Raw genomic sequence first — 22,729 nt, 5'->3', positions numbered from 1 at the left:
TTTTCGCTATGAGCCTGAAAGCCGTCGACGAGAAAGATGACAAGAAAGACAAACCGCTGGGCAGCCAAAGCCTGTTCCGCGGTTTGCAGTTGATTGAGATCCTGAGCAATTTCCCCAACGGATGCCCACTGGCGCATCTGTCCGAGCTGGCCGGCATGAACAAGAGCACCGTGCACCGCCTGCTGCAGGGCTTGCACACCAGCGGCTATGTGACCCAGGCGCCGTCACCGGGCAGCTACCGCCTGACCACCAAATTCATTTCCATCGGCCAGAAGGCGCTGTCGTCACTCAATATCATCCACGTGGCCGCACCACATTTGGAGCAGCTGAACCTGGAAGTGGGGGAGACGGTCAACTTCTCCAGCCGCGAAGACGACCACGTCATTCTGATCTACAAGCTGGAGCCGACCACCGGCATGATGCGCACCCGCGCCTATATCGGCCAGCATATGCCGCTGTACTGTTCGGCGATGGGGAAAATCTTCATGGCCTACGGCAACGACGATTACCCGGCCCACTACTGGCGGACCCACCAGCAGGAGATTCAGACGCTGACGCGCAATACCATCACCGAGCTGCCGAAGATGTATGAGGAACTGGCCGATATTCGCCAGCGCGGCATGGCGATGGATCGCGAAGAAAATGAGCTGGGGGTCTCCTGCGTGGCGGCGCCGGTGTTCGATATTCAACAGCGCGTGCCTTATGCGGTATCTATTTCGTTGCCAACCGCCAAGCTGCAGCAAATCGGCGTCAAAAGCCTGATTAAACCGGTGCTGGCCACCGCGCAACGCATCTCGCAGGAGCTGGGTTTCGTCACGCCGATTTGAGTATTAGTTCCGCTGATACTGGATTAGAAATATCAATTTCACCTAATGATCGCTTCCTCGTATGATGCGCGTGTTGACCGACACGCGCCCTCGTCCGGCGCCTTTTATCATTCGAGGAATCCCCATGTTAGCCGTCTTCCTGCAGGGTTTTGCCCTGAGCGCCGCCATGATCCTGCCGTTGGGCCCGCAGAACGTATTCGTGATGAATCAGGGCATTCGCCGCCAGTACCATTTGATGATTGCTTCGCTGTGCGCATTGAGCGATATCGTGCTGATCTGTGCCGGAATTTTCGGCGGCAGCGCATTGCTGACCCGCTCGCCGCTGCTGCTAGCGCTGGTCACCTGGGGCGGGGTGGCGTTTCTGCTGTGGTACGGGTGGGGCGCCTTCCGTTCCGCTTTCAGCCCGCAACCGGCGCAGGCCGCGGCGCAGGAGCTGGCGCAGAGCCGTTGGCGCATCGTGGTCACCATGCTGGCGGTCACCTGGCTGAACCCACACGTTTATCTGGATACCTTTGTGGTGCTCGGTAGCCTGGGTGGGCAGCTGACGGCGGACGTGCGCTCCTGGTTCGCCCTCGGCGCAGTCAGCGCGTCGGCGGTGTGGTTCTTCGGGCTGGCGCTGCTGGCCTCCTGGCTGGCGCCGTGGCTGAACACGCAGCGGGCGCAGCGCATCATCAACGCGCTGGTCGGGCTGGTGATGTGGGGCATCGCGCTGCAACTGGCCTGGCAGGGGGCAAATTTATAAGAATTTGTCACTAATCCGAATTCAAAACGCCGCGCGATATGCTACGTTTGATGCCAGGAATCCGGCGGCTCTCACAGGGAAAAGCCGGCGATCAGAGACAGCCTGTCATTAAGGAGACACTGTGAAGCTAAAAGCATTGGCTATGGCCGCAATGGTCGGATTAGGGACGTTACCGATGGCGCTGCAGGCGGCCGAAGTGCCTGAAGGGCCGCACGTCGTCACCTCCGGCACTGCCAGCGTGGACGCCACGCCGGATATCGCCACCCTGGCGATCGAGGTGAGCGTTTCCTCCAAAGACGCCGCCCAGGCGAAGAAGCAGGTGGACGAGCGCGTGGCGCAGTACTTTGATTTCCTGCAGAAAAATAACATCGAGAAGAAAGACATCAGCGCCGCCAACCTGCGCACCCAGCCGGAATATGATTACCTGAAAACCGGCGAGTCGGTGCTGAAGGGCTACCGGGCGGTGCGCCAGGTGCAGGTGACGCTGCGTCAGTTGGACAAGCTGAACGAGCTGCTGGATGGCGCGTTGAAATCCGGCCTGAACGAGATCCGCGCGGTGGAGTTGGGCGTCGCCAAGCCGGACGTGTATCGCGAGCAGGCGCGGCAAAAAGCGATTGAGAACGCGACTCAGCAGGCCGAATCCCTGGCCAAGGGCTTCCACGCCAAGCTGGGGCCGGTGTACAGCATTCGCTACCGGGTCGCCAACTACCAGCCGATGCCGGTGGCGCGGATGTATAAAGCGGCCGGTGCGGCGGCGGAAAGCGACGCGGCGCAAACCTATGAACAGCAAAGCATTCACTTTGACGATCAGGTGGATGTGGTGTTCGAACTGCAGCGCAACGCCGCGCAGTAAGGTTATCGTATTGAAGAAAAGGTTCGCCGTGGCGAACCTTTTTTCGTTTTAATCCTGGCGCAGCACCTGGTGACCGTGCTCCAGCAACGCGTCTGTCACTTTGCGCATCATGCGGCTTTCCGGCGCGAAGCGGTGCCAGTACAGCATGCGGCGCTGGTACAGCCCCGGCGTCAGATCGATCAGTTCACCGGATGCCAGCTCCTTTTCGATCTGCAGGTGCGGGATCATACAGCAGGTGGTGCCTTGGCGCGCCAGCTGCACGAAGGCTTCCGACGAGTTCACGATGTGGCAGGGCACGCTGCCCGGCGACAGATCGAAGTTCTGCTGCAGGAACGCCTGGTGCATGTCGTCGAGATGGTCGAAAGCCACCGCCGGCGCTTTTAGCAGCGCGGAGCGGGTGACGCCGCTCGGGAAGTAGCGCTCGGCGAAGCCGCTGGAGGCCACGAACAGGTAGTCCAGCGCCCCCAGCCGATCCACCAGGCAGCTCGGCAGCGGCTGCGGTTGAATACTCACCGCGCCCACCACCTCACCGCGACGCAGCCGCTCCTGGGTGCGGGTTTCATCTTCCACCTGCAGATTCAGGCGAATGGGGGAGTCCGCCAGCACCGGCTTCAGCGCCGGCAGCAGCCAGGTAGCCAGACTGTCGGCGTTGACCGCCAGCGACAGCAGCAACGGCGTATCGACGCCGGTGTCGTTGCCCAGCCACTCTTCTTCCAGCAATTCCACCTGATGCAGCAGCGCCAGCAGTTTTTGCCCCTGCTCGGTAGGACGCGGCGGCACGGTACGAACCAGCAACGGTTGGCCGAACAGATTTTCCAGCTGTTTAATACGTTGGGATACCGCCGATTGCGTGATACAGAGTTTTTGCGCGGCGCGCTCGAAGCCGCGCTCACGGATCACCGCGTCCAGCGCTTGCAGCGTACGATAGTCTGGGCGTTTCATCGGAAAGATATCCCTTAAATTAGAATGATACCGGCACTATGCCACATTTTGCGCACGGCGCAGGTGGAAAAATCACGCCCCGTCTCGCCGCTAAGCGGGTGAAAATGCGGGTTGCGGTAAATAAGTGTGATCCTGCCAGCGTGAAAAACAGCGTTTTACCCTATAATACGCACACGTTTTCGTACAGAGGCAAGGGACATATTATGACGCAGGATGAACTGAAAAAAGCGGTGGGCTGGGCGGCGCTGGAATACGTGACGCCAGGCACCATCGTCGGGGTCGGCACCGGCTCTACCGCTGCCCACTTTATTGACGCGCTGGGCTCCATCAAGCACCAGATCGAAGGCGCGGTATCCAGCTCCGACGCCTCCACCGCCAAGCTGAAAAGCCTCGGCATCCACGTGTTCGACAGCAACGAAGTGGACTCGCTCGATATCTACGTAGACGGCGCGGACGAAATCAACGGCCATATGCAGATGATCAAGGGCGGCGGTGCTGCGCTGACGCGCGAGAAGATCATCGCCGCCATCGCCAAGAAATTCATCTGCATCGTCGACGCCAGCAAGCAGGTGGACGTGCTGGGCAAGTTCCCGCTGCCGGTGGAAGTGATCCCGATGGCCCGCTCTTACGTGGCGCGCGAGCTGGTGAAACTCGGCGGTCTGCCGGAGTATCGCCAGAACGTGGTGACCGACAACGGCAACGTGATCCTCGATGTGCATAACCTGAGCATCACCGACGCCATCGCGCTGGAGAACAAGATTAACGGCATCGCCGGCGTGGTGACCGTGGGGCTGTTCGCCAACCGCGGCGCGGACGTGGCGCTGGTCGGCACCCCGGAAGGCGTGAAAGTGGTCAAATAAGCCTCCGCCGTTTGTGGCCCGGTAGTGCCGGGCCGCATAATTCTTCGGTTAAAATATCTTTTCTGAAAAACGGCAAATTTGGTGACTTATGTCACATTGTGAAACCTGACTCCCCAAAGCTTCTGCCGAAAACTTTCCCTATGGCATTTTCTGCCGTAAACCGCCATCAACGCTGCGCCTTGTCCTGCCGGGCAGGCAATCGTTTGTATTGCCGCCCGCGTTATTTTTGTTATGTTGGATGGGAGCTGTGTCGTCACAGCCGCTTCTGAAGTCTGAACATAGGGTCGGGTAAATGGCAAAAGTATCATTGGAGAAAGACAGGATTAAATTCCTGTTGGTGGAAGGGGTTCATCAGAGCACGGTCGATAATCTACGTGCCGCCGGTTATACCAACATCGAATACCACAAGGGTGCGTTAGACACCGAATCGCTGAAGGCATCCATCCGCGATGCGCACTTCGTCGGCATCCGATCGCGTACGCATCTGACCGAAGAAGTATTCGCCGCCGCAGAAAAACTCGTGGCGGTGGGCTGCTTCTGCATCGGCACCAACCAGGTAGATCTGAACGCGGCGACCAAACGCGGCATTCCGGTCTTCAACGCCCCCTTCTCCAATACCCGATCCGTAGCCGAAATGGTGCTGGGCGAGCTGCTATTGATGCTGCGCGGCATTCCGGCCGCCAACGCCAAGGCGCACCGCGGCGTGTGGCACAAACTGGCCGTGGGCTCCTATGAGGCGCGCGGCAAAAAACTGGGCATCATCGGCTACGGCCATATCGGCACCCAACTGGGCATTCTGGCCGAAGGGCTGGGCATGAAGGTGTTCTTCTACGACATCGAGAACAAGCTGCCGCTGGGCAACGCGCAGCAGGTGCGCCATCTGTCCGATCTGCTCAATATGAGCGACGTGGTGACGCTGCACGTGCCGGAAACGCTGGCGACCAAGAACATGATGGGGGCTGAAGAGTTGGCGCTGATGAAACCGGGCGCCATTCTGATCAACGCCTCGCGCGGCACCGTGGTGGACATCCCCGCGCTGTGCGACGCATTGGCCAGCAATCACCTGGCGGGCGCGGCGATCGACGTCTTCCCGGAAGAGCCGGCGACCAACAGCGATCCGTTCAACTCGCCGCTGTGCGAGTTCGACAATGTGCTGCTGACGCCGCATATCGGCGGTTCCACTCAGGAAGCGCAGGAGAACATCGGCGACGAAGTGGCCGGCAAGCTGGCGAAATACTCCGACAACGGGTCGACCCTGTCTGCAGTCAACTTCCCGGAAGTGTCGCTGCCGGCGCATGGCCCGAACGCCAGCCGTCTGCTGCACATCCACGAAAACCGTCCGGGCGTGCTGACGCAGATTAACCAGATATTTGCCGAAGAGGGGGTTAACATCGCCGCACAGTATCTGCAAACCGGGCCGGAAATCGGCTACGTGGTGATCGACATTGAAGCGGAAACCGCGCGCGCCGACGCCGCGCTGCAGCGCATGAAGGCCATCGACGGCACTATTCGCGCCCGTCTGCTGTTCTGATTAGGCGGCATGTCGCAACGAAAAAGGCCGGAGCGATCCGGCCTTTTGCTATTTGGGTTCGTGCCACGCCCAGCTGCAGAGTGGGGTGAGGATTTCCGGCAGCGGGATATCCCAGTGCTCGGTCGGCAGATGCTCCACCTGCTGGCAATCATGGGCCAGACCGATGGGATAGGGGCCGTAGCTCTGCCAGTTTTGCAGGGTGCGATCGTAAAAGCCGCCGCCCATGCCCAGACGCTGCCCGGTATGATCGAATGCCACCAGCGGCGTCAGTACGACGTCCAGCTCGCCCAGCGGTAACACCTGGCGCACATCGAGGCGCGGTTCGAGAATATTGAAGCGATTGCGCACCAGCGGCGTTTCCGGCGCATAGCGCAGGAACAGCAGGTGGCCCGGGCTGAACGGGTGCAGCACCGGCAGGTAAACCCGTTTGCCGAGCGTCCACAGTTGCTCGATCAGCGGCCCGGTGTCCAGTTCACCGTCAAACGACAGGAATACCGCGATGCTGTGCGACGCCTGAATGCGTGCATGTGCGGTGAGGCGTTCGGCTATCTTGTCTGCGGCAAAGCGTTGCTGCTCGGGCGTAAGCTCGCGCCGACGTTGGCGAATGAGTTGACGAATGGCTTGGCGCTGCTGCGCGAATTGGGGTTGAAAAGGCATCGTATCAGGCTTGCTCAGTGTAGCGTTCAGCACACATAAACCGCTGAGAAGGGGAATCTCCGAGATGCCGTCGCAGGCTGTAACCCTTGAACCCATGGTTCAAGGTGAACGTGCCGTCGCAATCTTAAGGCTTCTCGGCGCACCGAGCGTGCTCACCGATCGCGGAGCAACACATTCTGTTTGTACTAAATATCGGCTCAGGGGACTGGCCCGCTGGCGAACATCTCAGAGAAATTTTTGTACTCGTTGCCGAAACTGTGATTTCAACAACTTAAGTTATTCGAATTGTGCATCCTGACGTTCAGAGATGCGACCTTGTTCAAGCAGCGCTTGTTCAATGGTCTGCTGCAGCATCCGTATGCGTTGTTCCATATTGGACGCATAGTCACGGGTTTTCAACCGTTCTTGAGCAAGTTCGTGACAGACGTTCAATGCCGCGATGAAAACCAGTTGCTCAGTATTGGAGACTCTAGTGCGAACTTTAAGATCTTGCAACCGTTGGTTAAGATCGTCCGCCGCCATATTCAACGCATCTTGTTGTTCTGGCGGGCAATTGACTCTTAACGAGCGGCCAAAAATTTGAATATCTACCGGTTGTGCAGACATGCCACCTTCCTGCCTAAATTTCGCGCCAGCCTTGTCCGCCCTGGCCGGGCCGTCAAAGCGGGCGCCACTATATATACCTCGGTACCAAGATACAACCCCTTTTTCAGTACCTGGTTGTAATCTACTGTGGCGCACATTGCCAGTCAAAAAAGGGTTTCAAAATGCGTATTTACCGCACTTTCGCCACCCGACGGCGCAGTGTGAAACCTGCCACATCGCGATTATAACTAGCCACTGAGGTGTCGCGCTTATCTGGTATAGCGACGGACCTTGGTGGTAGCATAACACGAACTTATCCTGCCAACGATGACGAATGCGCATGTCTATACAGAATACATTTCCAAGTTACCAATCTTTGACCGTGGCCCTCAACCAGCAGTCGGTGGCGCTGACCGCAGCAGAAATGCACGGTCTGATCAGCGGCCTGCTGTGCGGCGGCAGCCGTGATGCCGGCTGGCAGGCGCTGGTGCACGATCTGACCAACGAAGGTGTTGCCTTCCCGCAGGCGCTCAGCCAGCCATTGCAGCAGCTGTATGAAGTGACGCGCGAAACGCTGGAAGACGACGAATTCCTGTTCCAGCTGATGCTGCCGGAAGGGGAGATCGTCAGCGTGTTCGATCGCGCCGACGCGCTAGCCGGTTGGGTCAACCACTTCCTGCTCGGGCTGGGGATGATGCAGCCGAAGCTGGCCCAGGTGAAAGACGAAGTCGGGGAAGCGATCGACGATCTGCGCAACATCGCGCAGCTGGGCTACGACGAAGACGAAGATCAGGAAGAATTGGAGCAGTCGTTGGAAGAAGTGGCGGAGTATGTGCGGGTTGCCGCCATCATGTGCCACGGCGAATTCACCCGTCACAAGCCAACGGCGCCGGAAAACATCAAACCGACGTTGCACTAAACGTTCTATCGCCCCTCCGCCGGCGGTGCGGATGGCATGATTTCAGGAGAAGGTAATGACTCAGCAGGAATTCAACAACCGCCGTCAGGCGCTGTTGGCGAAAATGGCGCCGGCCAGCGCGGCGGTTATTTTCTCTGCGCCGGAAACGACGCGCAGTGCAGATTCAGACTATCCCTACCGGCAGAACAGCGACTTTTGGTACCTGACCGGCTTCAATGAGCCGGAAGCGGTGCTGGTGCTGATCAAAAGCGACGAAACGCACAACCACAGCGTGTTGTTCAACCGGGTGCGCGATCTGACGGCGGAAATCTGGTTTGGCCGCCGCCTGGGGCAAGACGCCGCGCCGGCGAAGCTGGGCGTGGATCGCGCGCTGCCGTTCGATGAAATCAATGACCAATTGCACCTGCTGCTCAACGGCCTGGATGTGGTCTACCACGCGCAGGGCGAATACGCCTATGCCGATCAGATCCTGTTCGGTGCGCTGGACAAGCTGCGCAAGGGGTTCCGCCAGAATCTGCAGGCGCCGGCCACCGTGACCGACTGGCGGCCGTGGCTGCACGACATGCGGCTGTTCAAGTCGCCGGAAGAGCTGGCGGTGATGCGCCGCGCCGGTGAGATCAGCGCGCTGGCGCATACCCGAGCGATGGAAAAGTGCCGCCCGGGCATGTTCGAATACCAGCTGGAAGCGGAGATTCACCATGAGTTCACCCGCCTCGGCGCCCGCTACCCGTCTTACAACACCATCGTCGGCAGCGGCGAAAACGGCTGCATCCTGCACTACACCGAGAACGAGAGCCAGATGCGCGACGGCGATCTGGTGCTGATCGACGCCGGCTGCGAGTATCAGGGGTACGCCGGCGACATTACCCGCACCTTCCCGGTCAACGGCAAGTTCAGCAAGCCGCAGCGCGCGGTGTACGACATTGTGCTGGCGTCGCTGCTGCGCGCTTTGGAATTGTTCAAACCCGGCACCAGCATCCGCGAAGTCAACGACGAAGTCGCGCGCATCATGGTGGTCGGGCTGGTGGAGCTGGGCGTCTTGAAAGGTGAAGTTGACCAGTTGCTCGCCGAACAGGCGCACCGGCAGTTCTTCATGCACGGGCTGAGCCACTGGCTGGGTCTCGACGTGCACGACGTCGGCCACTACGGCACGCCGAACCGCGATCGGCTGCTGGAGCCGGGCATGGTGCTGACCGTGGAACCGGGGCTGTACATCGCGCCGGATGCGGACGTGCCGGCGGAATACCGCGGCATTGGTATTCGCATCGAGGATGATATTTTGATCACCGCCGACGGCAACGAAAATCTGACCGCCACCGTGGTGAAAGACGCCGACGCCATCGAAGCGTTGATGGCGGCGGCAAGGTAACGGAATGAGCGTAATTATCGTTGGTGGCGGTATGGCGGGCGCGACTTTGGCGCTGGCTATCTCGTCGCTTACTCAGGGAAGAATGGCGGTGGATCTGGTCGAGGCGACTCGGCCGGAAGACCGCAGCCACCCTGGCTTTGACGCCCGCGCCATCGCATTGGCGCAGGGCACCTGCCAACAGCTGGCGCGCATTGGCGTTTGGCCGGCGCTGCGCGACTGCGCCACGCCGATCACTCAGGTGCACGTCAGCGATCGCGGCCACGCCGGTTTCGTGAATCTGCAGGCGCAGGATTATCAGGTCGATGCGCTTGGCCAGGTGATCGAACTGCACGATGCCGGGCAGCGGCTGTTCGCGCTGCTGGCGAAGGCGCCGGGCGTTACGCTGCATTGCCCCGCGCGGGTGGTGGACGTGATTCGCACCGCAGAGCGGGCGGAAGTACAACTGGATACCGGTCTGCGCCTGTGCGGGCAGTTGCTGGTGGCGGCCGACGGTTCGCGTTCGGCGCTGGCGCAGGCCTGCAACGTGCAGTGGCGGCAGGAGGAGTATCCGCAGTTCGCCACCATCGCCAATGTCACCACGGCGGAAGATCCGCAGGGGCGCGCCTTCGAGCGTTTTACCCGCTACGGGCCGCTGGCGCTGTTGCCGATGTCGCAGGGGCGCAGTTCGTTGGTGTGGTGCCATGCGCGCGAAGATCGCGCCCGGGTGGATGCCTGGGACGACGAGCGTTTTATCGCCGAGCTGCAACAGGCCTTCGGCTGGCGGCTGGGGCGTATCCTCAAGGCCGGTAAACGGCACAGTTATCCGCTCAGCCTGCTGACCGCCGATCGCCATGTCAGCCATCGTCTGGCGCTGGTGGGCAACGCGGCGCAGACGCTGCACCCGATCGCCGGGCAGGGGTTCAACCTTGGCCTGCGCGACGTGATGTCGCTGGCGGAAACGCTGGCGGAAGCGGTAGACAGCGGCGAAGACGCCGGCGGTTATGCGCTGCTGAGCCGCTATCAGCAGCGGCGGCAAAACGATCAGCAGGCGACGATCGGCGTGACCGACGGATTGATCCGCCTGTTCGCCAACCGTTATGCCCCGCTGGTGGTCGGCCGCAATCTGGGGCTGATGGCGATGGAGCGTTTGCCGGCGGTGCGCGACGCCTTCGCCAAGCGCACGCTCGGCTGGGTGGAACGTTAGACACAGAATCGGGCGCACTGTGGCGCGCCCAAAACGCGGCGCGGCAAGGCGCCGCGCGTTATTTAAGGAAATCGAGCAGCATGCAATCATTTGACGTGATTATCGCCGGTGGCGGTATGGTGGGGCTGGCGTTGGCCTGCGGCCTGCAGGGCAGCGGGCTGCGCGTGGCGGTGCTGGAGCAGTGCCAGCCGGACATGGCGCCGCCGTCGGAGCAGCCTGCGCTGCGCGTCTCCGCCATCAATGCCGCCAGCGAGCGTTTGCTGCAGCACATCGGCGTGTGGGACGACATTCTCCAGCTGCGCGCCAGCGCTTACAGCGCGATGGAAGTGTGGGACCGCGACAGCTTCGGCAAAATAGCCTTCCGCGGCGACGAGTGCGGCTTCAGCCATCTCGGCCACATCATCGAAAACGCGGTGATCCAGCAGGCGCTGTGGAAACGCGCCGAAAGCCTGTCGGACATCACGCTGATTACCCCGGCCGCGCTCAAGCAGGTGGCGTGGGGCGAGAACGATGCCTTCGTCACGCTGGAGGACGGCCGCATGCTGACCGCTCGCTTGATGATTGGCGCCGACGGCGCCCAGTCGTGGCTGCGCCAGCACGCCGACATTCCGCTTACCTTTTGGGATTACCGCCACCATGCGTTGGTAGCCACCATTCGCACCGAAGAGCCGCATCAGGCGACGGCGCGGCAAATTTTCCACGGCGACGGCATTCTGGCGTTTCTGCCGTTCAGCGATCCGCATTTGAGTTCCATCGTCTGGTCGGTGACGCCGGAAGACGCCGAGCGGCTCAAGCTGCTGGAGCCGGAACAATTCAACCGCGAACTGGCGATGGCCTTCGATATGCGTCTGGGCGCCTGCAGCCTGGAAAGCGAACGGTTGGCGTTCCCACTGACCGGCCGCTATGCGCGCAGCTTCGCCGCGCACCGCCTGGCGCTGGTGGGCGATGCGGCGCATACCGTGCATCCGCTGGCCGGACAGGGCGTGAACCTGGGCTTTATGGACGCCGCCGAGCTGATTGCCGAACTGCGCCGCCTGCAGCGGCAGGGCAAGGATATCGGCCAGCACCTCTATCTGCGCCGCTATGAGCGCCGCCGCAAACATGGCGCGGCGGTGATGCTGGCCAGCATGCAGGGTTTCCGCGAACTGTTCGACGGCAACCACCCGGCCAAAAAGCTGCTGCGCGACGTGGGCCTGCGGCTGGCGGACAGCCTGCCGGGCGTCAAGCCAAAGCTGGTGCGTCAGGCGATGGGCCTGAACGATCTGCCCGAGTGGCTTGCCTGATAACTGCCTTCTGCGAGCCCCCAGCGGGCTCGCGCTTCTCGCCTTATGCCATCGTCTTTCCTTATATAACCCTTCATTTGAAATAATCTAATTTCAGCTGCTTTTTATCATTACTTTTTCTAATTCCATGTTCGGTTATCAAAAGTCGGAATCTCATGTGCGGCCGTCGGTTTGTTATATAACTTCGGAGTTTTGCCGCTTTAATTGTTAATTTTGTGCCTTAAAGCGCATTTTTCCAGTGAAAAACTCTGCACACTAGCCCGGCATTTTACCGCCCCGGAACGGCGATGAGCCTATTTTAACTTATGGTTAATGTGGTCGTTCGGTGATAAGTTCGAGGGAAAGGTATCGTTTGCGTCACGGCGGTTGCACGCAGTTTCCGCCCGTCCCGGCGCAGCATTTGTGTTGAGCAGTCAGTGCGCCATGGCGATCGGGCCGCGAGCCAGGCTCCGCCGCATTGCGTGGCAGCACCCTAACTTCTAGCGACGAGTGGAAAGAGGGAAAAGATGGCAAAGCAAACCCCACTGTACGACCAGCACGTGGCGTGCGGTGCGCGCATGGTAGACTTTCACGGCTGGATGATGCCGCTGCACTACGGCTCGCAGCTCGATGAGCACCACGCGGTACGTCAGGATGCCGGCATGTTCGACGTTTCTCACATGACCATCGTGGATCTGCACGGTGCCCGCACCCGTGAATTTCTGCGTTACCTGCTGGCGAACGACGTCGCCAAACTGACCCAACCCGGCAAAGCGCTGTACACCGGCATGCTGAATGCTTCCGGCGGCGTGATCGACGACCTGATCGTTTATTTCCTCACTGAAGACTATTTCCGCCTGGTGGTGAACTCCGCCACGCGCGACAAAGACCTGGCCTGGATTGAAGAGCACGCCGCGCCGTATGGCGTTGCGCTGACGGTGCGTGACGATCTGGCGCTGATCGCGGTACAGGGCCCACAGGCCAAAGAGCGTGCCGGCACGCTGTTCACCCCGGAACAAAAAAGCGCGGTCGAAGGCATGAAGCCGTTCTTCGGCGTGCAGGCCGGCGAGCTGTTCATCGCCACCACCGGTTACACCGGCGAGGCCGGCTATGAGATCGCGCTGCCGAAAGAGCAGGCGGCGGATTTCTGGCAAAAATTGCTGGCTGCGGGCGTCAAGCCGGCCGGTCTGGGCGCACGCGACACGCTGCGCCTGGAAGCGGGCATGAACCTCTACGGGCAAGAGATGGACGAAGGCGTTTCACCGTTGGCCGCCAACATGGGCTGGACCATCGCCTGGCAGCCGGAAGATCGCCGTTTCATCGGCCGCGAAGCGCTGGAACAACAGCGCGAGCAGGGCACCGAGCAACTGGTCGGCTTGATCATGACGGAAAAAGGCGTATTACGTAATGAGCTGCCGGTGCGTTTCACCGATGCAGCGGGGCAAACTCACGAAGGCGTGATCACCAGCGGCTCGTTCTCTCCGACGCTGGGCTTCAGCATCGCGCTGGCGCGCGTGCCGGCAGGTATCGGCGAGCAGGCCATCGTGCAGATCCGCAACCGTGAAATGCCGGTCAAAGTGACCAAGCCCGGTTTCGTTCGCGCCGGCAAGCCGCTGACAAATTGATTTTTATTGTTTCTTCCCTGGGGATTTCGCGCTGCGGCTAGGCGGCAAGTGCGTGAAACCTCGGGAGCTTACTGCGGTAAGTGACCGAGGTGAACGTACGCAGCCAACAATGCTGCAGTGTGAAAGACGACGGGAAATTATTTCTTCGAAGGAGTAACCGGCTATGAGCAATGTGCCAACAGAATTGAAATACGCATCCTCCCACGAGTGGGTTCGTTCAGAAGGTAACGGCGTTTACACCGTAGGCATCACCGAGCACGCGCAAGAACTGCTGGGCGATATGGTGTTTGTCGACCTGCCGGAAGTGGGCCGCAAAGTCGCCGCCGGTGAAGATTGCGCCGTGGCGGAATCCGTCAAGGCGGCGTCGGACATTTACGCGCCAATCAGCGGCGAAATCGTGGCGGTGAACGGCGAGCTGGAAAGCTCTCCGGAGCTGGTGAACAGCGAGCCCTACGGTGACGGCTTCCTGTTCCAGATTAAAGCCGCCGACGAAGGCGAGCTGGCGAACCTGCTGGACGCCGCGGCTTATCAGGCCTCGATCGACGAGTAATCGTGACCACGCCCCAGGCTTTTCGGCCGGGGCGTTTTAGTTACCGTTCAAGCTATATCCCGTATCACGCAAGCATTCAGGAATTTGTAGCAATGACTCAGACACTCAGCCAACTCGAACACAGCGAAGCGTTCATTGAACGCCACATCGGCTCTTCTGCGGAACAACGCCAGGAGTTGCTGGCAGCGGTGGGCGCTCGCTCGCTCAGCGCGCTGATCCAACAGATCGTGCCGGCGGACATTCAGCTGCCGGGACCGCCGCCGGTCGGCGACGCGGCGACCGAACACCAGGCGTTGGCTGAGCTGAAGGCGATCGCCTCGCAAAATCAGCGCTACAAATCCTATATCGGCATGGGCTACAGCGCCGTGCTGACGCCACCGGTGATCCTGCGCAACATGCTGGAAAACCCAGGCTGGTACACCGCTTATACCCCTTATCAGCCGGAAGTGTCGCAGGGGCGCCTGGAAGCGCTGCTGAACTTCCAGACCGTGACCCTCGATCTGACCGGCCTGGATCTGGCTTCTGCTTCGCTGCTGGATGAAGCCACCGCCGCCGCCGAAGCGATGGCCTTGGCCAAACGCGCCAGCAAGCTGAAAGACGCCAACCGCTTCTTCGTGGCTGACGACGTGCATCCGCAGACGCTGGACGTGGTGCGCACCCGCGCCGAAACCTTCGGCTTCGACGTCATCGTCGATAAAGCGGAAAAAGTGCTGGAGCTGGACGGCGTGTTCGGCGTGCTGCTGCAACAGGTGGGTACCACCGGCGAGCTGCACGACTACAGCGCGCTGCTGGCTGAACTGAAATCGCGCAAAATCATCACCAGCGTGGCCGCCGACATCATGGCCCTGGTGTTGCTGACCGCGCCGGGCAAGCAGGGCGCCGACGTCGTGTTCGGCTCTGCGCAGCGCTTCGGCGTGCCGATGGGCTACGGTGGCCCGCACGCCGCCTTCTTCGCCTGCCGCGACGAGTTCAAGCGCTCAATGCCGGGCCGCATTATCGGCGTTTCCCGCGATGCCGCCGGCAACACCGCGCTGCGCATGGCGATGCAGACCCGCGAGCAGCATATCCGCCGCGAGAAGGCCAACTCGAATATCTGTACCTCGCAGGTACTGCTGGCCAACATCGCCAGCCTGTACGCGGTGTACCACGGCCCGCAGGGGCTGCAGCGCATCGCCGGGCGTATCCATCGCCTGACCGACATTCTGGCCACCGGGCTGCAGAAGGCCGGTCTGACGCTGCGACACAACACCTGGTTCGACACCCTGACCGTTGAAGTGAAAGACAAGGCGGCGGTGTTGGAACGCGCGTTGAGCTTCGGCATCAACCTGCGTACCGATATCCACGGCGCCGTAGGCATCACGCTGGACGAAGCCACCTCACGCGAAGACGTGCAGACGCTGTTCGCACTGCTGGCCGGCGACAATCACGGCCTGGACATCGACGCGCTGGACGCGGCGGTGAGCAAGAACAGCCAATCGATCCCGGCCGCCATGCTGCGTCAGGATCCGATCCTGACCCATCCGGTATTCAACCGCTATCACAGCGAAACCGAGATGATGCGCTACATGCATCGTCTGGAGCGTAAGGATCTGGCGCTGAACCAGGCGATGATCCCGCTGGGCTCTTGCACCATGAAATTGAACGCCGCGGCGGAGATGATCCCGATCACCTGGCCTGAATTCTCCGAACTGCATCCGTTCTGCCCGCCGGAGCAGGCTGCCGGCTACCAGCAGATGATCGGCCAACTGTCTCAGTGGCTGGTGCAGCTGACCGGTTATGACGCGGTGTGCATGCAGCCGAACTCCGGCGCGCAGGGCGAATATGCCGGCCTGTTGGCGATCCGTCGCTATCACGAAAGCCGCAACGAAGCGGGCCGCCACGTTTGCCTGATCCCGAGCTCCGCGCACGGCACCAACCCGGCCTCCGCCCAAATGGCGGGCATGAGCGTGGTGGTGGTCGCCTGCGACAAGAACGGCAACATCGATCTGCACGATCTGCGCGTCAAGGCGGAGCAGGCGGGCGAAGAACTTTCCTGCATCATGGTGACCTACCCGTCGACCCACGGCGTGTATGAAGAAACCATCCGCGAAGTGTGCCAGATCGTGCATCAGTTCGGCGGCCAGGTGTATCTGGACGGCGCCAACATGAACGCCCAGGTGGGCATCACCACGCCAGGCTACATCGGCGCGGACGTTTCGCACCTCAACCTGCATAAAACCTTCTGCATCCCGCACGGCGGCGGCGGCCCGGGCATGGGCCCGATCGGCGTGAAAGCGCACCTGGCGCCGTTCGTGCCGGGCCATAGCGTCGTGCAGATCGACGGCGTAACCACCCAGCAGGGCGCGGTCTCTGCGGCGCCGTTCGGCAGCGCCTCCATCCTGCCTATCAGCTGGATGTACATCCGCATGATGGGCGCGGAAGGCCTGAAGCAGGCCAGCCAGATGGCGATCCTGAACGCCAACTACATCGCTACCCGTTTGAAAGATGCGTACCCGATTCTGTATACCGGCCGCGATCACCGTGTGGCGCACGAATGTATCCTCGATATTCGTCCGCTGAAGGAAGAGACCGGCATCAGCGAAATGGACATCGCCAAGCGCCTGATCGACTTCGGCTTCCATGCGCCGACCATGTCGTTCCCGGTGGCGGGCACGCTGATGGTCGAGCCGACCGAATCGGAAAGCAAAGTGGAGCTGGATCGCTTTATCGATGCGATGCTGGCGATCCGCAGCGAGATAGACCGCGTCGCCAAAGGCGAATGGCCGCTGGAAGACAACCCACTGGTGAATGCGCCGCACGTGCAGGCGGAGCTGGTCAGCGACTGGCAGCACCCGTACAGCCGCGAGCTGGCGGTGTTCCCGGTGGCCGGCGTGCGCGAGAACAAGTACTGGCCAAGCGTTAAGCGTCTGGACGACGTGTACGGCGACCGTAACCTGTTCTGCTCTTGCGTGCCGATGAGCGATTACGAATAACACGTTCGGCAAAGTTTGTGTTCGGGGGACACCGCATCATGCGGTGTCCCTTTTTATTTTATCGCGGCCTATTCTTTCCTGTACGTTCTCACGACTTGAGGAGTCACCATGCAAGCGGCAATCGTAACAGCGCTGGGGCAAGCCCCGGTTTTCGGCGCCTTTGAGGAGCCCCAGGTGCAGGCGAATGAAGTATTGATCGACGTTCTGGCGGCCGGCATCAAACAGCTGGACCGCGCCACCGTCGCCGGCACCCATTACTCCAGCCCGAAGCAGTTGCCAATCGTGCCCGGCACCGACGGCGTGGGCCGTACTGCGGACGGGAAACGCGTCTATTTCGCCTCCTTCCGCCGCCCTTACGGCGCGATGGCTGAGCGCAGCGTTGCGTCATGGACGGTGCCGGTGCCGGAGGCGGTGGACGACGCGACGGCGGCGGCGCTGATCAATCCGGCCTTCGCCGCCTGGCTGCCGTTGCGCTGGCGGGCGGATCTGCAGCCCGGCGAAACGGTGCTGATCATCGGCGCTACCGGCACCTCGGGCAAACTGGCGGTCGCGGCGGCGCGTCAGGCGGGAGCCGGGCGCATCGTTGCCGCCGGCCGTCGGCTGAGCGTGCTGGAGGCGTTGGGTGTGGATGCCACAGTGGATCTGAACCTGCAGGGCGAGGCGCTGACGCAGGCCTTCGCGGCGGCGGCGGGGCCGGGGGGTTATCAGGTGATCGTCGATTACATCTGGGGCCCGGCGACCGAAGCGCTGCTCGCGACGCTCAATAATCACGATCTCTCGTCTTACGCCGGTGGGCGCGGCATTCGCCTGGTCAACGTCGGCTCAATGGCCGCGCCGGACATCCGGCTGCCGGCGGCGGTATTGCGCAGCAATCAGCTGCAGATCCTCGGCAGCGGCACCGGCAACTTCCCGCCGATCCCGGAGATGCAGCGCTACGCGACCGAAATTCTGGCGCTGGCGGCGACGGGTGCGCTCACTATCGAGACGCAGGAGCACGCGCTGGCGGAGATTGCCGAGGTGTGGGATCTGAACAAGAAAAGCGACGTACGTTCGGTGATACGCATCGCCCGCTAGGCCCTGCCGCTAGCGGCAAGGACAGACCAGATGAATATCCTCCGGCTCGCGGGCGAACAGCTCGGTATCCGGGTGCTCGATGAGCCGGCAACCCTGCGCCAGATAGAAGTCTACGGTGCTTTTGTTGGGGATGGAGGAAACGTACAGCCCGGTGGCGCCTTCTTGCGTCGCCTGACGCAGGCAGAGTTGAAACAGCTGCTTGCCCAATCCCTGGCCGCGTTTGTGCGCGCTGACGTAAAAGAACAGCAGCTGACGCAGATCCCCTTGTGGGCCGCGTGGTTCAGTGTCCAGCGCCGCCGCAGCGACGATCTCCTCGCCTTCGAACCGCGCGAAGAACGTGCCGCCGCGATCGAAGCAGGCTTCGTGGATCGGCGTATAGGTGTCCCGATCGTGCGGATCCCAGCCGCGCACGTCGTAGTAGTCCGGATAGGATTGCAGCTTGCCGTCCTGCAAGCGATACAGGGTGTCGATGATTTCACTGCGGTCGATATCCCATAGCCGGTCGAGTTGCTGCCGTTGCAGCAGAACAGGGGCGCTCATGGTCGTTGTTCACTCTCAGTCTGTGGCCGGTAACTTTCCGGCAAATCGATAATAAAACCGATGCCGCGATCGTCGAGGCCTTCGGTGACGCGCAGCTGCGCGCCGATTTTGTCGGCCAGGTTCCGGGCGATGGCCAATCCCAGCCCGCTGCCGGTCTGCTGCGTGCCGGGCACGCGGTAAAAGCGTTCAAACAGGCGCGGAAGGTGCTCTTCGCTCACTCCGGGGCCGTTGTCGCGCAATGTAATATAGCAGCCGAGCGGCGCCAGCGAACGGATATTGGCTTCGATGCGGCTGCCGGGCGGCGCGTACTTGAGCGCGTTGTCCAGCAGGTTGGTGAAGATGGCGATCAGCGCATGGCGATCGGTGTTTATCACCACGTCCTCGCTGCCGTCGAGTGAAAGTTCCACATCCTTTTCCAGCGCATAGGGGACGTGCTGTGCGATGCATTTGCCAATTTCGGCGTAGATGTCCACCACCTCGATTTTCAGCGGGAAATCTTCCGCCTCCAGCTTGGCCAGGTTGATCAGCTGGCGCGACAGTGACGCCGCGCGATCCAGCCCCTGCTGCATGTCGCCGATGATCTCCCGGCGCTCCTGCTGCTCCGAGACCTGGGTCAGCAGATGCAGCTGCGCCAACACGGCGGCGATCGGCGTGCGCAGTTCGTGCGCCGCATCGGCCATAAAGCGTTTTTCGCGCTGATTGGCGGCGTCTATGCGCGCCATCAGCTTGTTGACCTCCACCACCACCGGCCGGATTTCCTGATATTGCTCGCTGACGTTGATCGGCGACAGGTTTCCCGGTTGGCGATCGGAGATGGTGCGGGCGATCTGGCGCAGTGGCCTCAGGCTGAAATAGGCGGTAAACAGCAAGGTGATGATGATCGCCGCCAGAATGCCCAGCAGCGGCACGGCGGTGCTCTCCGCCGGGTTGCCGAACAGCGTGGTGCGATCGTTGAACGACTCGCCGACGATCACCCGATACTGCCGTTTTTCGCTCCAGCTACCGGCGAGATGCCAGTTGGCGCCGGCGTAATTGACGGATCCGGACAGCACCGAAGGCGGCAGGCGCAGCGGTTCTCCCTGCGTCTGCGAACTGTAAAGCACCCGGTTATCCCGATCGTAAACCACGAACAGCGGGTGGTAATCGATTTGATCCTGCATGCCGTTATTGATGGAATCAATGTACATGCCTTCAATGGTCTTGATGATGCCGCGGTAATCGATATTGTCGGTGCCGGTTTCATCGAGAATATTGGCGATACCCACGGCGACGATGCGTTGCTGGTTATCGAAATATTTTTCCATGTCGGGGTAATACCAATATTTCACCCAGGCGACGAGGATCCCCCACAATAATAAAATGGCCAGGACTTGGAAAATAATGGTGCGCATAAAGAAGGATTTGAAACCGATCATCCTGCTACTCTTTCTTCAGCAAATAGCCAATGCCGCGTACGGTAATAATTCTTTCTTTACCGATCTTGCGCCGTAAATTATGCATGTGCACTTCCAGCGAGTTGCTTTCCACGCTATCGCCGTGGCCGAACAGCCGCTGTTCCAACACCGCTTTGCGCACCACGGTGCCGGCACAGCGCATCAGTTCGTGCAGCAGGTGATACTCTTTTTTCGACAGCATCAGCAGTTCGTTATCCAGCGTCACCTGATGGTTGACCGGATCGAGATACAGCGTGCCGAGGCTCCAGGTTTGCGATGCAAAGCCGGCCATGCGCCGGTTGACCGCCTTGACGCGCGAGATGAGTTCGGGCAGCGCAAAGGGTTTGGCCAGAAAGTCGTCCGCGCCGGAGTCCAGGCTGTTCACCAGGCTTTCGATACGGTCGCGGGCGGTCAGGATGATGATGGGGATATTTTGCCCGGCGGCGCGCCAGGCGATCAGTTTTTGCAAACCGTCGCCGTCCGGCAGCGTGAGATCCAACAGCATCAGGTCGAACCCGCCGGGTGAAAGTTTATTTTCCGCATCGGCGAGCAGGCGCACCCAGCACAAATTAAAGCCGGTGAGCTCCAATGCGCGGCACAGCGCCTTGCCTAATTGCAGGTCGTCTTCCACCAACAGTATGTTCACGTTTGTTCCGCCGAGATCTTCGAGTCGCGGTTATATAACTATAACCCTGCCGGGAAGACAACGGGGAAACCCGCTTTGCCTGCGCGTTCTTAAGCAAACCTTAATCTGGCTTTAATCTCGCGTTAAGGGAACGCGGGGGAATTTCGGTTATTTTGCTGCCATTCGATATCACAACAGAAGGAACGAACATGCAAACTGACGGTTCCCCGCTCGCGGGCACCTCGCGGCGGCTGATGTATTCAGGCGTGGCGGCAGTGCTCGTTCTGTTGATGCTGTCTTTTCGTGGCGATGCCCAGAGCCATAGTCATAGCGGCCTGCATGCTGCCGGCTTGCAGCGGGTGCATCAGGCGGTGACGCCGGACGCCTACGGCTGCGTCAAAGCGCGCATTAAAAAGCAGCTGCGTCGCCTGGCTCAGCTTTGAGGCGTTTTTTAGAGTGCGGCTCTATACTCTGACGGGCAAACGGGGCGCCTGCGCGCAGGCCGCTATGTTGACATCGCCAACCAGAGAAAAAACAGTATGACGAAAGTGGCATTGGTTACAGGCGCAAGCCGGGGAATTGGTCGTGCGACCGCTCTGCTGCTGGCCCGACAGGGTTATGCGGTAGGGGTGAATTACCTGCGTGATGAAGGCGCGGCGCGGCAGGCGGTGGCGGAGATTGAGGCGTTGGGCGGCAAAGCGCTGGCGTTGCAGGCCGACGTGGCCGACGAAGCGCAGGTGATGGCGATGTTCGCCGCGCTGGACGCCGGGCTCGGCACGCTCAGTGCGCTGGTCAACAATGCCGGAATTCTGTTCCAGCAGGCGAACATTGAACAGTTGACCGCCGAGCGCATCAATCAGGTGCTGAGCACCAACGTTACCGGTTACTTCCTGTGTTGCCGCGAGGCGGTGAAGCGCATGGCACTGCGCCATGGCGGGCAAGGCGGCGCCATCGTCAACGTTTCTTCCGCCGCTTCGCGTTTAGGCGCTGCGGGGGAATACGTCGATTACGCCGCTTCGAAAGGTGCCGTTGATACCCTGACCATCGGGTTGTCGCGGGAGGTGGCGGCGCAGGGCATTCGCGTCAACGGCGTGCGGCCCGGATTCATCTATACCGAGATGCATGCCAGCGGCGGCGAGCCCGGCCGGGTAGATCGCGTGAAGGACAGTTTGCCGATGCAACGCGGCGGGCAGCCGCAGGAAGTGGCGGAGGCGATCGCTTGGCTGCTGTCTGACGCCGCGTCTTACGTGACCGGCACCTTTATCGAGGCCGCAGGCGGGCGTTGAACGCATGAGGGGGTTTTGACATCCCGCCGTGCGGAGTGTATTTTGATTAAATAATAATCAAAATGTAGTTACAAAAATGTATTTTTATTTTGAATGGAATCAGGATAAAAATCACAGGAACCAGCGCAAATACCGCGTCAGTTTTGAGATTGCGCAACGGGTTTTTCTGGATCCCACCATTTGGCCGTGCTGGAGAGGATCGAGGGCGGAGAAGAGCGCTGGCAAACGCTCGGTATGGTCGACACCTGTTTGTTGCTGCTGGTGGCGCATACGACGATCGAAACGGATGTCGAAGGCGATACAGTAGAGATCGTGCGTATCATTTCAGCACGCAAGGCCGATGCCAAAGAGAGGGGAAGATATGAAGCGCAAAAATTCAGCCAAAAATCTGGCACATAGCGTACTCCCTCCGTTGACGGAGGAGCAGAAAGCGCAAATTGCTTCGTTGAGCGCGCTGCCGGATGAGGATATCGATTATGCCGATGCCCCGGCCCTGGGTGAGGAAAAGTGGCAGACTGCGGTGCAGGGGCGTTTTTATAAACCGATGAAAGTATCGAAAACCATCCGAATCGATGCGGATGTATTGGCCTGGCTTCAGCGGCCAGGCAAGGGTTATCAGAAACGCCTGAACGCCGTGTTGCGTGAGGCGATGTTGAAAGAGCATGAGCACGAGGAATAAGTCGTGTCAGGCGGATAACGATCCGGTGAGGTTCTCACCGGATTTTTTTTGCAGTTTTTCAGGTAAAGCCTACCAGCATTAGCCGCTGCTCGGCAGCGTTCGGTCAAAACCACAAAAACGGTCATTAACGGTCATGTCGTGGAACGTGGAATTGTGACCGTTTACCGTTTCTCTCCTGTCTGTCTAAGACGCACGCATATCATAACTGCCTGTTA

Annotated in this window: 22 protein-coding genes, 1 other RNA gene and 1 pseudogene; 17 read left to right on the top strand and 7 right to left on the bottom strand. The window is 60.5% G+C overall.

What is annotated here, in order from left to right; all coding sequences use genetic code 11:
- Nucleotides 1-8 precede the first annotated feature (8 nt).
- From EGY12_RS03340 to EGY12_RS03330, 3 genes are all read left to right on the top strand, one after another.
- Nucleotides 9-827 (top strand): IclR family transcriptional regulator, encoded by an 819-nt coding sequence (locus tag EGY12_RS03340; RefSeq protein ID WP_123892564.1) that lies wholly within the window; start codon nucleotides 9-11, stop codon nucleotides 825-827.
- A 124-nt stretch (nucleotides 828-951) separates the two neighbouring features.
- Nucleotides 952-1,569, top strand: a complete 618-nt coding sequence (argO, locus tag EGY12_RS03335; RefSeq protein WP_004931603.1) for an arginine exporter ArgO — start codon at nucleotides 952-954, stop codon at nucleotides 1,567-1,569.
- 121 nt (nucleotides 1,570-1,690) lie between these two features.
- Nucleotides 1,691-2,422, top strand: a complete 732-nt coding sequence (locus EGY12_RS03330; RefSeq protein WP_025160209.1) for an oxidative stress defense protein — start codon at nucleotides 1,691-1,693, stop codon at nucleotides 2,420-2,422.
- Between the two features lie 48 nt (nucleotides 2,423-2,470).
- Here the strand turns inward: EGY12_RS03330 and EGY12_RS03325 are convergent, their stop codons facing one another.
- A complete protein-coding gene (locus EGY12_RS03325) occupies nucleotides 2,471-3,364 on the bottom strand; it encodes a LysR family transcriptional regulator ArgP (RefSeq protein WP_038871151.1) in 894 nt (297 codons plus the stop codon).
- A 203-nt stretch (nucleotides 3,365-3,567) separates the two neighbouring features.
- On the opposite strand from EGY12_RS03325, the gene rpiA reads away from it, so the two are divergent.
- On the top strand, nucleotides 3,568-4,224 hold the full coding sequence (gene rpiA, locus EGY12_RS03320) for a ribose-5-phosphate isomerase RpiA (protein ID WP_025304157.1): 657 nt from the start codon (nucleotides 3,568-3,570) through the stop codon (nucleotides 4,222-4,224).
- A 292-nt stretch (nucleotides 4,225-4,516) separates the two neighbouring features.
- On the top strand, nucleotides 4,517-5,755 hold the full coding sequence (serA, locus tag EGY12_RS03315) for a phosphoglycerate dehydrogenase (protein WP_025160210.1): 1,239 nt from the start codon (nucleotides 4,517-4,519) through the stop codon (nucleotides 5,753-5,755).
- 48 nt (nucleotides 5,756-5,803) lie between these two features.
- Here the strand turns inward: serA and EGY12_RS03310 are convergent, their stop codons facing one another.
- The 3 genes from EGY12_RS03310 to zapA all read right to left on the bottom strand — a co-directional run bounded on the left by EGY12_RS03310 (nucleotide 5,804) and on the right by zapA (nucleotide 7,018).
- Nucleotides 5,804-6,412, bottom strand: a complete 609-nt coding sequence (locus tag EGY12_RS03310; protein WP_123892563.1) for a 5-formyltetrahydrofolate cyclo-ligase — start codon at nucleotides 6,410-6,412, stop codon at nucleotides 5,804-5,806.
- Nucleotides 6,413-6,464: 52 nt separating this feature from the next.
- A non-coding RNA gene (gene ssrS / locus EGY12_RS03305) (6S RNA) lies at nucleotides 6,465-6,647 on the bottom strand.
- A gap of 41 nt (nucleotides 6,648-6,688) precedes the next feature.
- Nucleotides 6,689-7,018: a cell division protein ZapA gene (zapA, locus tag EGY12_RS03300; protein WP_004931621.1), complete on the bottom strand. Its 330-nt coding sequence runs from the start codon at nucleotides 7,016-7,018 to the stop codon at nucleotides 6,689-6,691.
- 319 nt (nucleotides 7,019-7,337) lie between these two features.
- Between zapA and EGY12_RS03295 the strand changes: the two genes are divergently transcribed.
- The 8 genes from EGY12_RS03295 to EGY12_RS03260 all read left to right on the top strand — a co-directional run bounded on the left by EGY12_RS03295 (nucleotide 7,338) and on the right by EGY12_RS03260 (nucleotide 17,951).
- A complete protein-coding gene (locus tag EGY12_RS03295; RefSeq protein ID WP_038871164.1) occupies nucleotides 7,338-7,916 on the top strand; it encodes a YecA family protein in 579 nt (192 codons plus the stop codon).
- Nucleotides 7,917-7,971: 55 nt separating this feature from the next.
- Nucleotides 7,972-9,285, top strand: a complete 1,314-nt coding sequence (pepP, locus tag EGY12_RS03290) for a Xaa-Pro aminopeptidase (protein WP_123892562.1) — start codon at nucleotides 7,972-7,974, stop codon at nucleotides 9,283-9,285.
- 4 nt (nucleotides 9,286-9,289) lie between these two features.
- The gene (gene ubiH / locus EGY12_RS03285) at nucleotides 9,290-10,468 is read left to right on the top strand and encodes a 2-octaprenyl-6-methoxyphenyl hydroxylase (protein WP_123892561.1); all 1,179 of its coding nucleotides are present in this window, start codon (nucleotides 9,290-9,292) and stop codon (nucleotides 10,466-10,468) included.
- Nucleotides 10,469-10,548: 80 nt separating this feature from the next.
- The gene (gene ubiI / locus EGY12_RS03280) at nucleotides 10,549-11,751 is read left to right on the top strand and encodes an FAD-dependent 2-octaprenylphenol hydroxylase (RefSeq protein WP_123892560.1); all 1,203 of its coding nucleotides are present in this window, start codon (nucleotides 10,549-10,551) and stop codon (nucleotides 11,749-11,751) included.
- Nucleotides 11,752-12,257: 506 nt separating this feature from the next.
- Complete coding sequence (gcvT, locus tag EGY12_RS03275) at nucleotides 12,258-13,355, top strand: glycine cleavage system aminomethyltransferase GcvT (protein WP_004931631.1); 1,098 nt, start codon at nucleotides 12,258-12,260, stop codon at nucleotides 13,353-13,355.
- 163 nt (nucleotides 13,356-13,518) lie between these two features.
- The gene (gene gcvH / locus EGY12_RS03270; RefSeq protein ID WP_049199255.1) at nucleotides 13,519-13,905 is read left to right on the top strand and encodes a glycine cleavage system protein GcvH; all 387 of its coding nucleotides are present in this window, start codon (nucleotides 13,519-13,521) and stop codon (nucleotides 13,903-13,905) included.
- A gap of 92 nt (nucleotides 13,906-13,997) precedes the next feature.
- Complete coding sequence (gene gcvP / locus EGY12_RS03265; protein WP_123892559.1) at nucleotides 13,998-16,877, top strand: aminomethyl-transferring glycine dehydrogenase; 2,880 nt, start codon at nucleotides 13,998-14,000, stop codon at nucleotides 16,875-16,877.
- A gap of 108 nt (nucleotides 16,878-16,985) precedes the next feature.
- Nucleotides 16,986-17,951 (top strand): zinc-binding alcohol dehydrogenase family protein, encoded by a 966-nt coding sequence (locus EGY12_RS03260; RefSeq protein ID WP_123892558.1) that lies wholly within the window; start codon nucleotides 16,986-16,988, stop codon nucleotides 17,949-17,951.
- Nucleotides 17,952-17,960: 9 nt separating this feature from the next.
- Here EGY12_RS03260 and EGY12_RS03255 read toward each other — a convergent pair whose 3' ends face one another.
- From EGY12_RS03255 to EGY12_RS03245, 3 genes are read right to left on the bottom strand one after another with little or no spacing between them, the layout of a single operon-like run.
- Complete coding sequence (locus tag EGY12_RS03255) at nucleotides 17,961-18,491, bottom strand: GNAT family N-acetyltransferase (protein ID WP_123892557.1); 531 nt, start codon at nucleotides 18,489-18,491, stop codon at nucleotides 17,961-17,963.
- The gene (locus EGY12_RS03250; RefSeq protein ID WP_123892556.1) at nucleotides 18,488-19,906 is read right to left on the bottom strand and encodes an ATP-binding protein; all 1,419 of its coding nucleotides are present in this window, start codon (nucleotides 19,904-19,906) and stop codon (nucleotides 18,488-18,490) included. The genes EGY12_RS03255 and EGY12_RS03250 overlap by 4 nt, the downstream gene beginning before the upstream one ends.
- 4 nt (nucleotides 19,907-19,910) lie before the next feature.
- The gene (locus EGY12_RS03245) at nucleotides 19,911-20,570 is read right to left on the bottom strand and encodes a response regulator (RefSeq protein ID WP_019455640.1); all 660 of its coding nucleotides are present in this window, start codon (nucleotides 20,568-20,570) and stop codon (nucleotides 19,911-19,913) included.
- A 188-nt stretch (nucleotides 20,571-20,758) separates the two neighbouring features.
- Here EGY12_RS03245 and EGY12_RS03240 point away from each other — a divergent pair, with 188 nt between their 5' ends.
- The 4 genes and pseudogenes from EGY12_RS03240 to EGY12_RS03225 all read left to right on the top strand — a co-directional run bounded on the left by EGY12_RS03240 (nucleotide 20,759) and on the right by EGY12_RS03225 (nucleotide 22,514).
- Complete coding sequence (locus EGY12_RS03240) at nucleotides 20,759-20,992, top strand: hypothetical protein (protein WP_049199247.1); 234 nt, start codon at nucleotides 20,759-20,761, stop codon at nucleotides 20,990-20,992.
- 96 nt (nucleotides 20,993-21,088) lie between these two features.
- Entirely contained in the window at nucleotides 21,089-21,835 is a 747-nt protein-coding gene (locus EGY12_RS03235; RefSeq protein WP_123892555.1) for an SDR family oxidoreductase, read from the top strand.
- 76 nt (nucleotides 21,836-21,911) lie between these two features.
- A pseudogene (locus EGY12_RS03230) lies at nucleotides 21,912-22,234 on the top strand (BrnT family toxin).
- Nucleotides 22,197-22,514: a BrnA antitoxin family protein gene (locus tag EGY12_RS03225; RefSeq protein ID WP_123892554.1), complete on the top strand. Its 318-nt coding sequence runs from the start codon at nucleotides 22,197-22,199 to the stop codon at nucleotides 22,512-22,514. The pseudogene EGY12_RS03230 and the gene EGY12_RS03225 overlap by 38 nt, the downstream one beginning before the upstream one ends.
- Nucleotides 22,515-22,729: the final 215 nt, after the last annotated feature.

The organism is Serratia sp. FDAARGOS_506 (assembly GCF_003812745.1).
In the GTDB taxonomy this organism is placed as follows: Bacteria; Pseudomonadota; Gammaproteobacteria; order Enterobacterales; family Enterobacteriaceae; genus Serratia.
The sequence above is the reverse complement of the archived record's forward strand: the minus strand, read 5'-3'. Positions and strand labels throughout refer to the sequence as shown.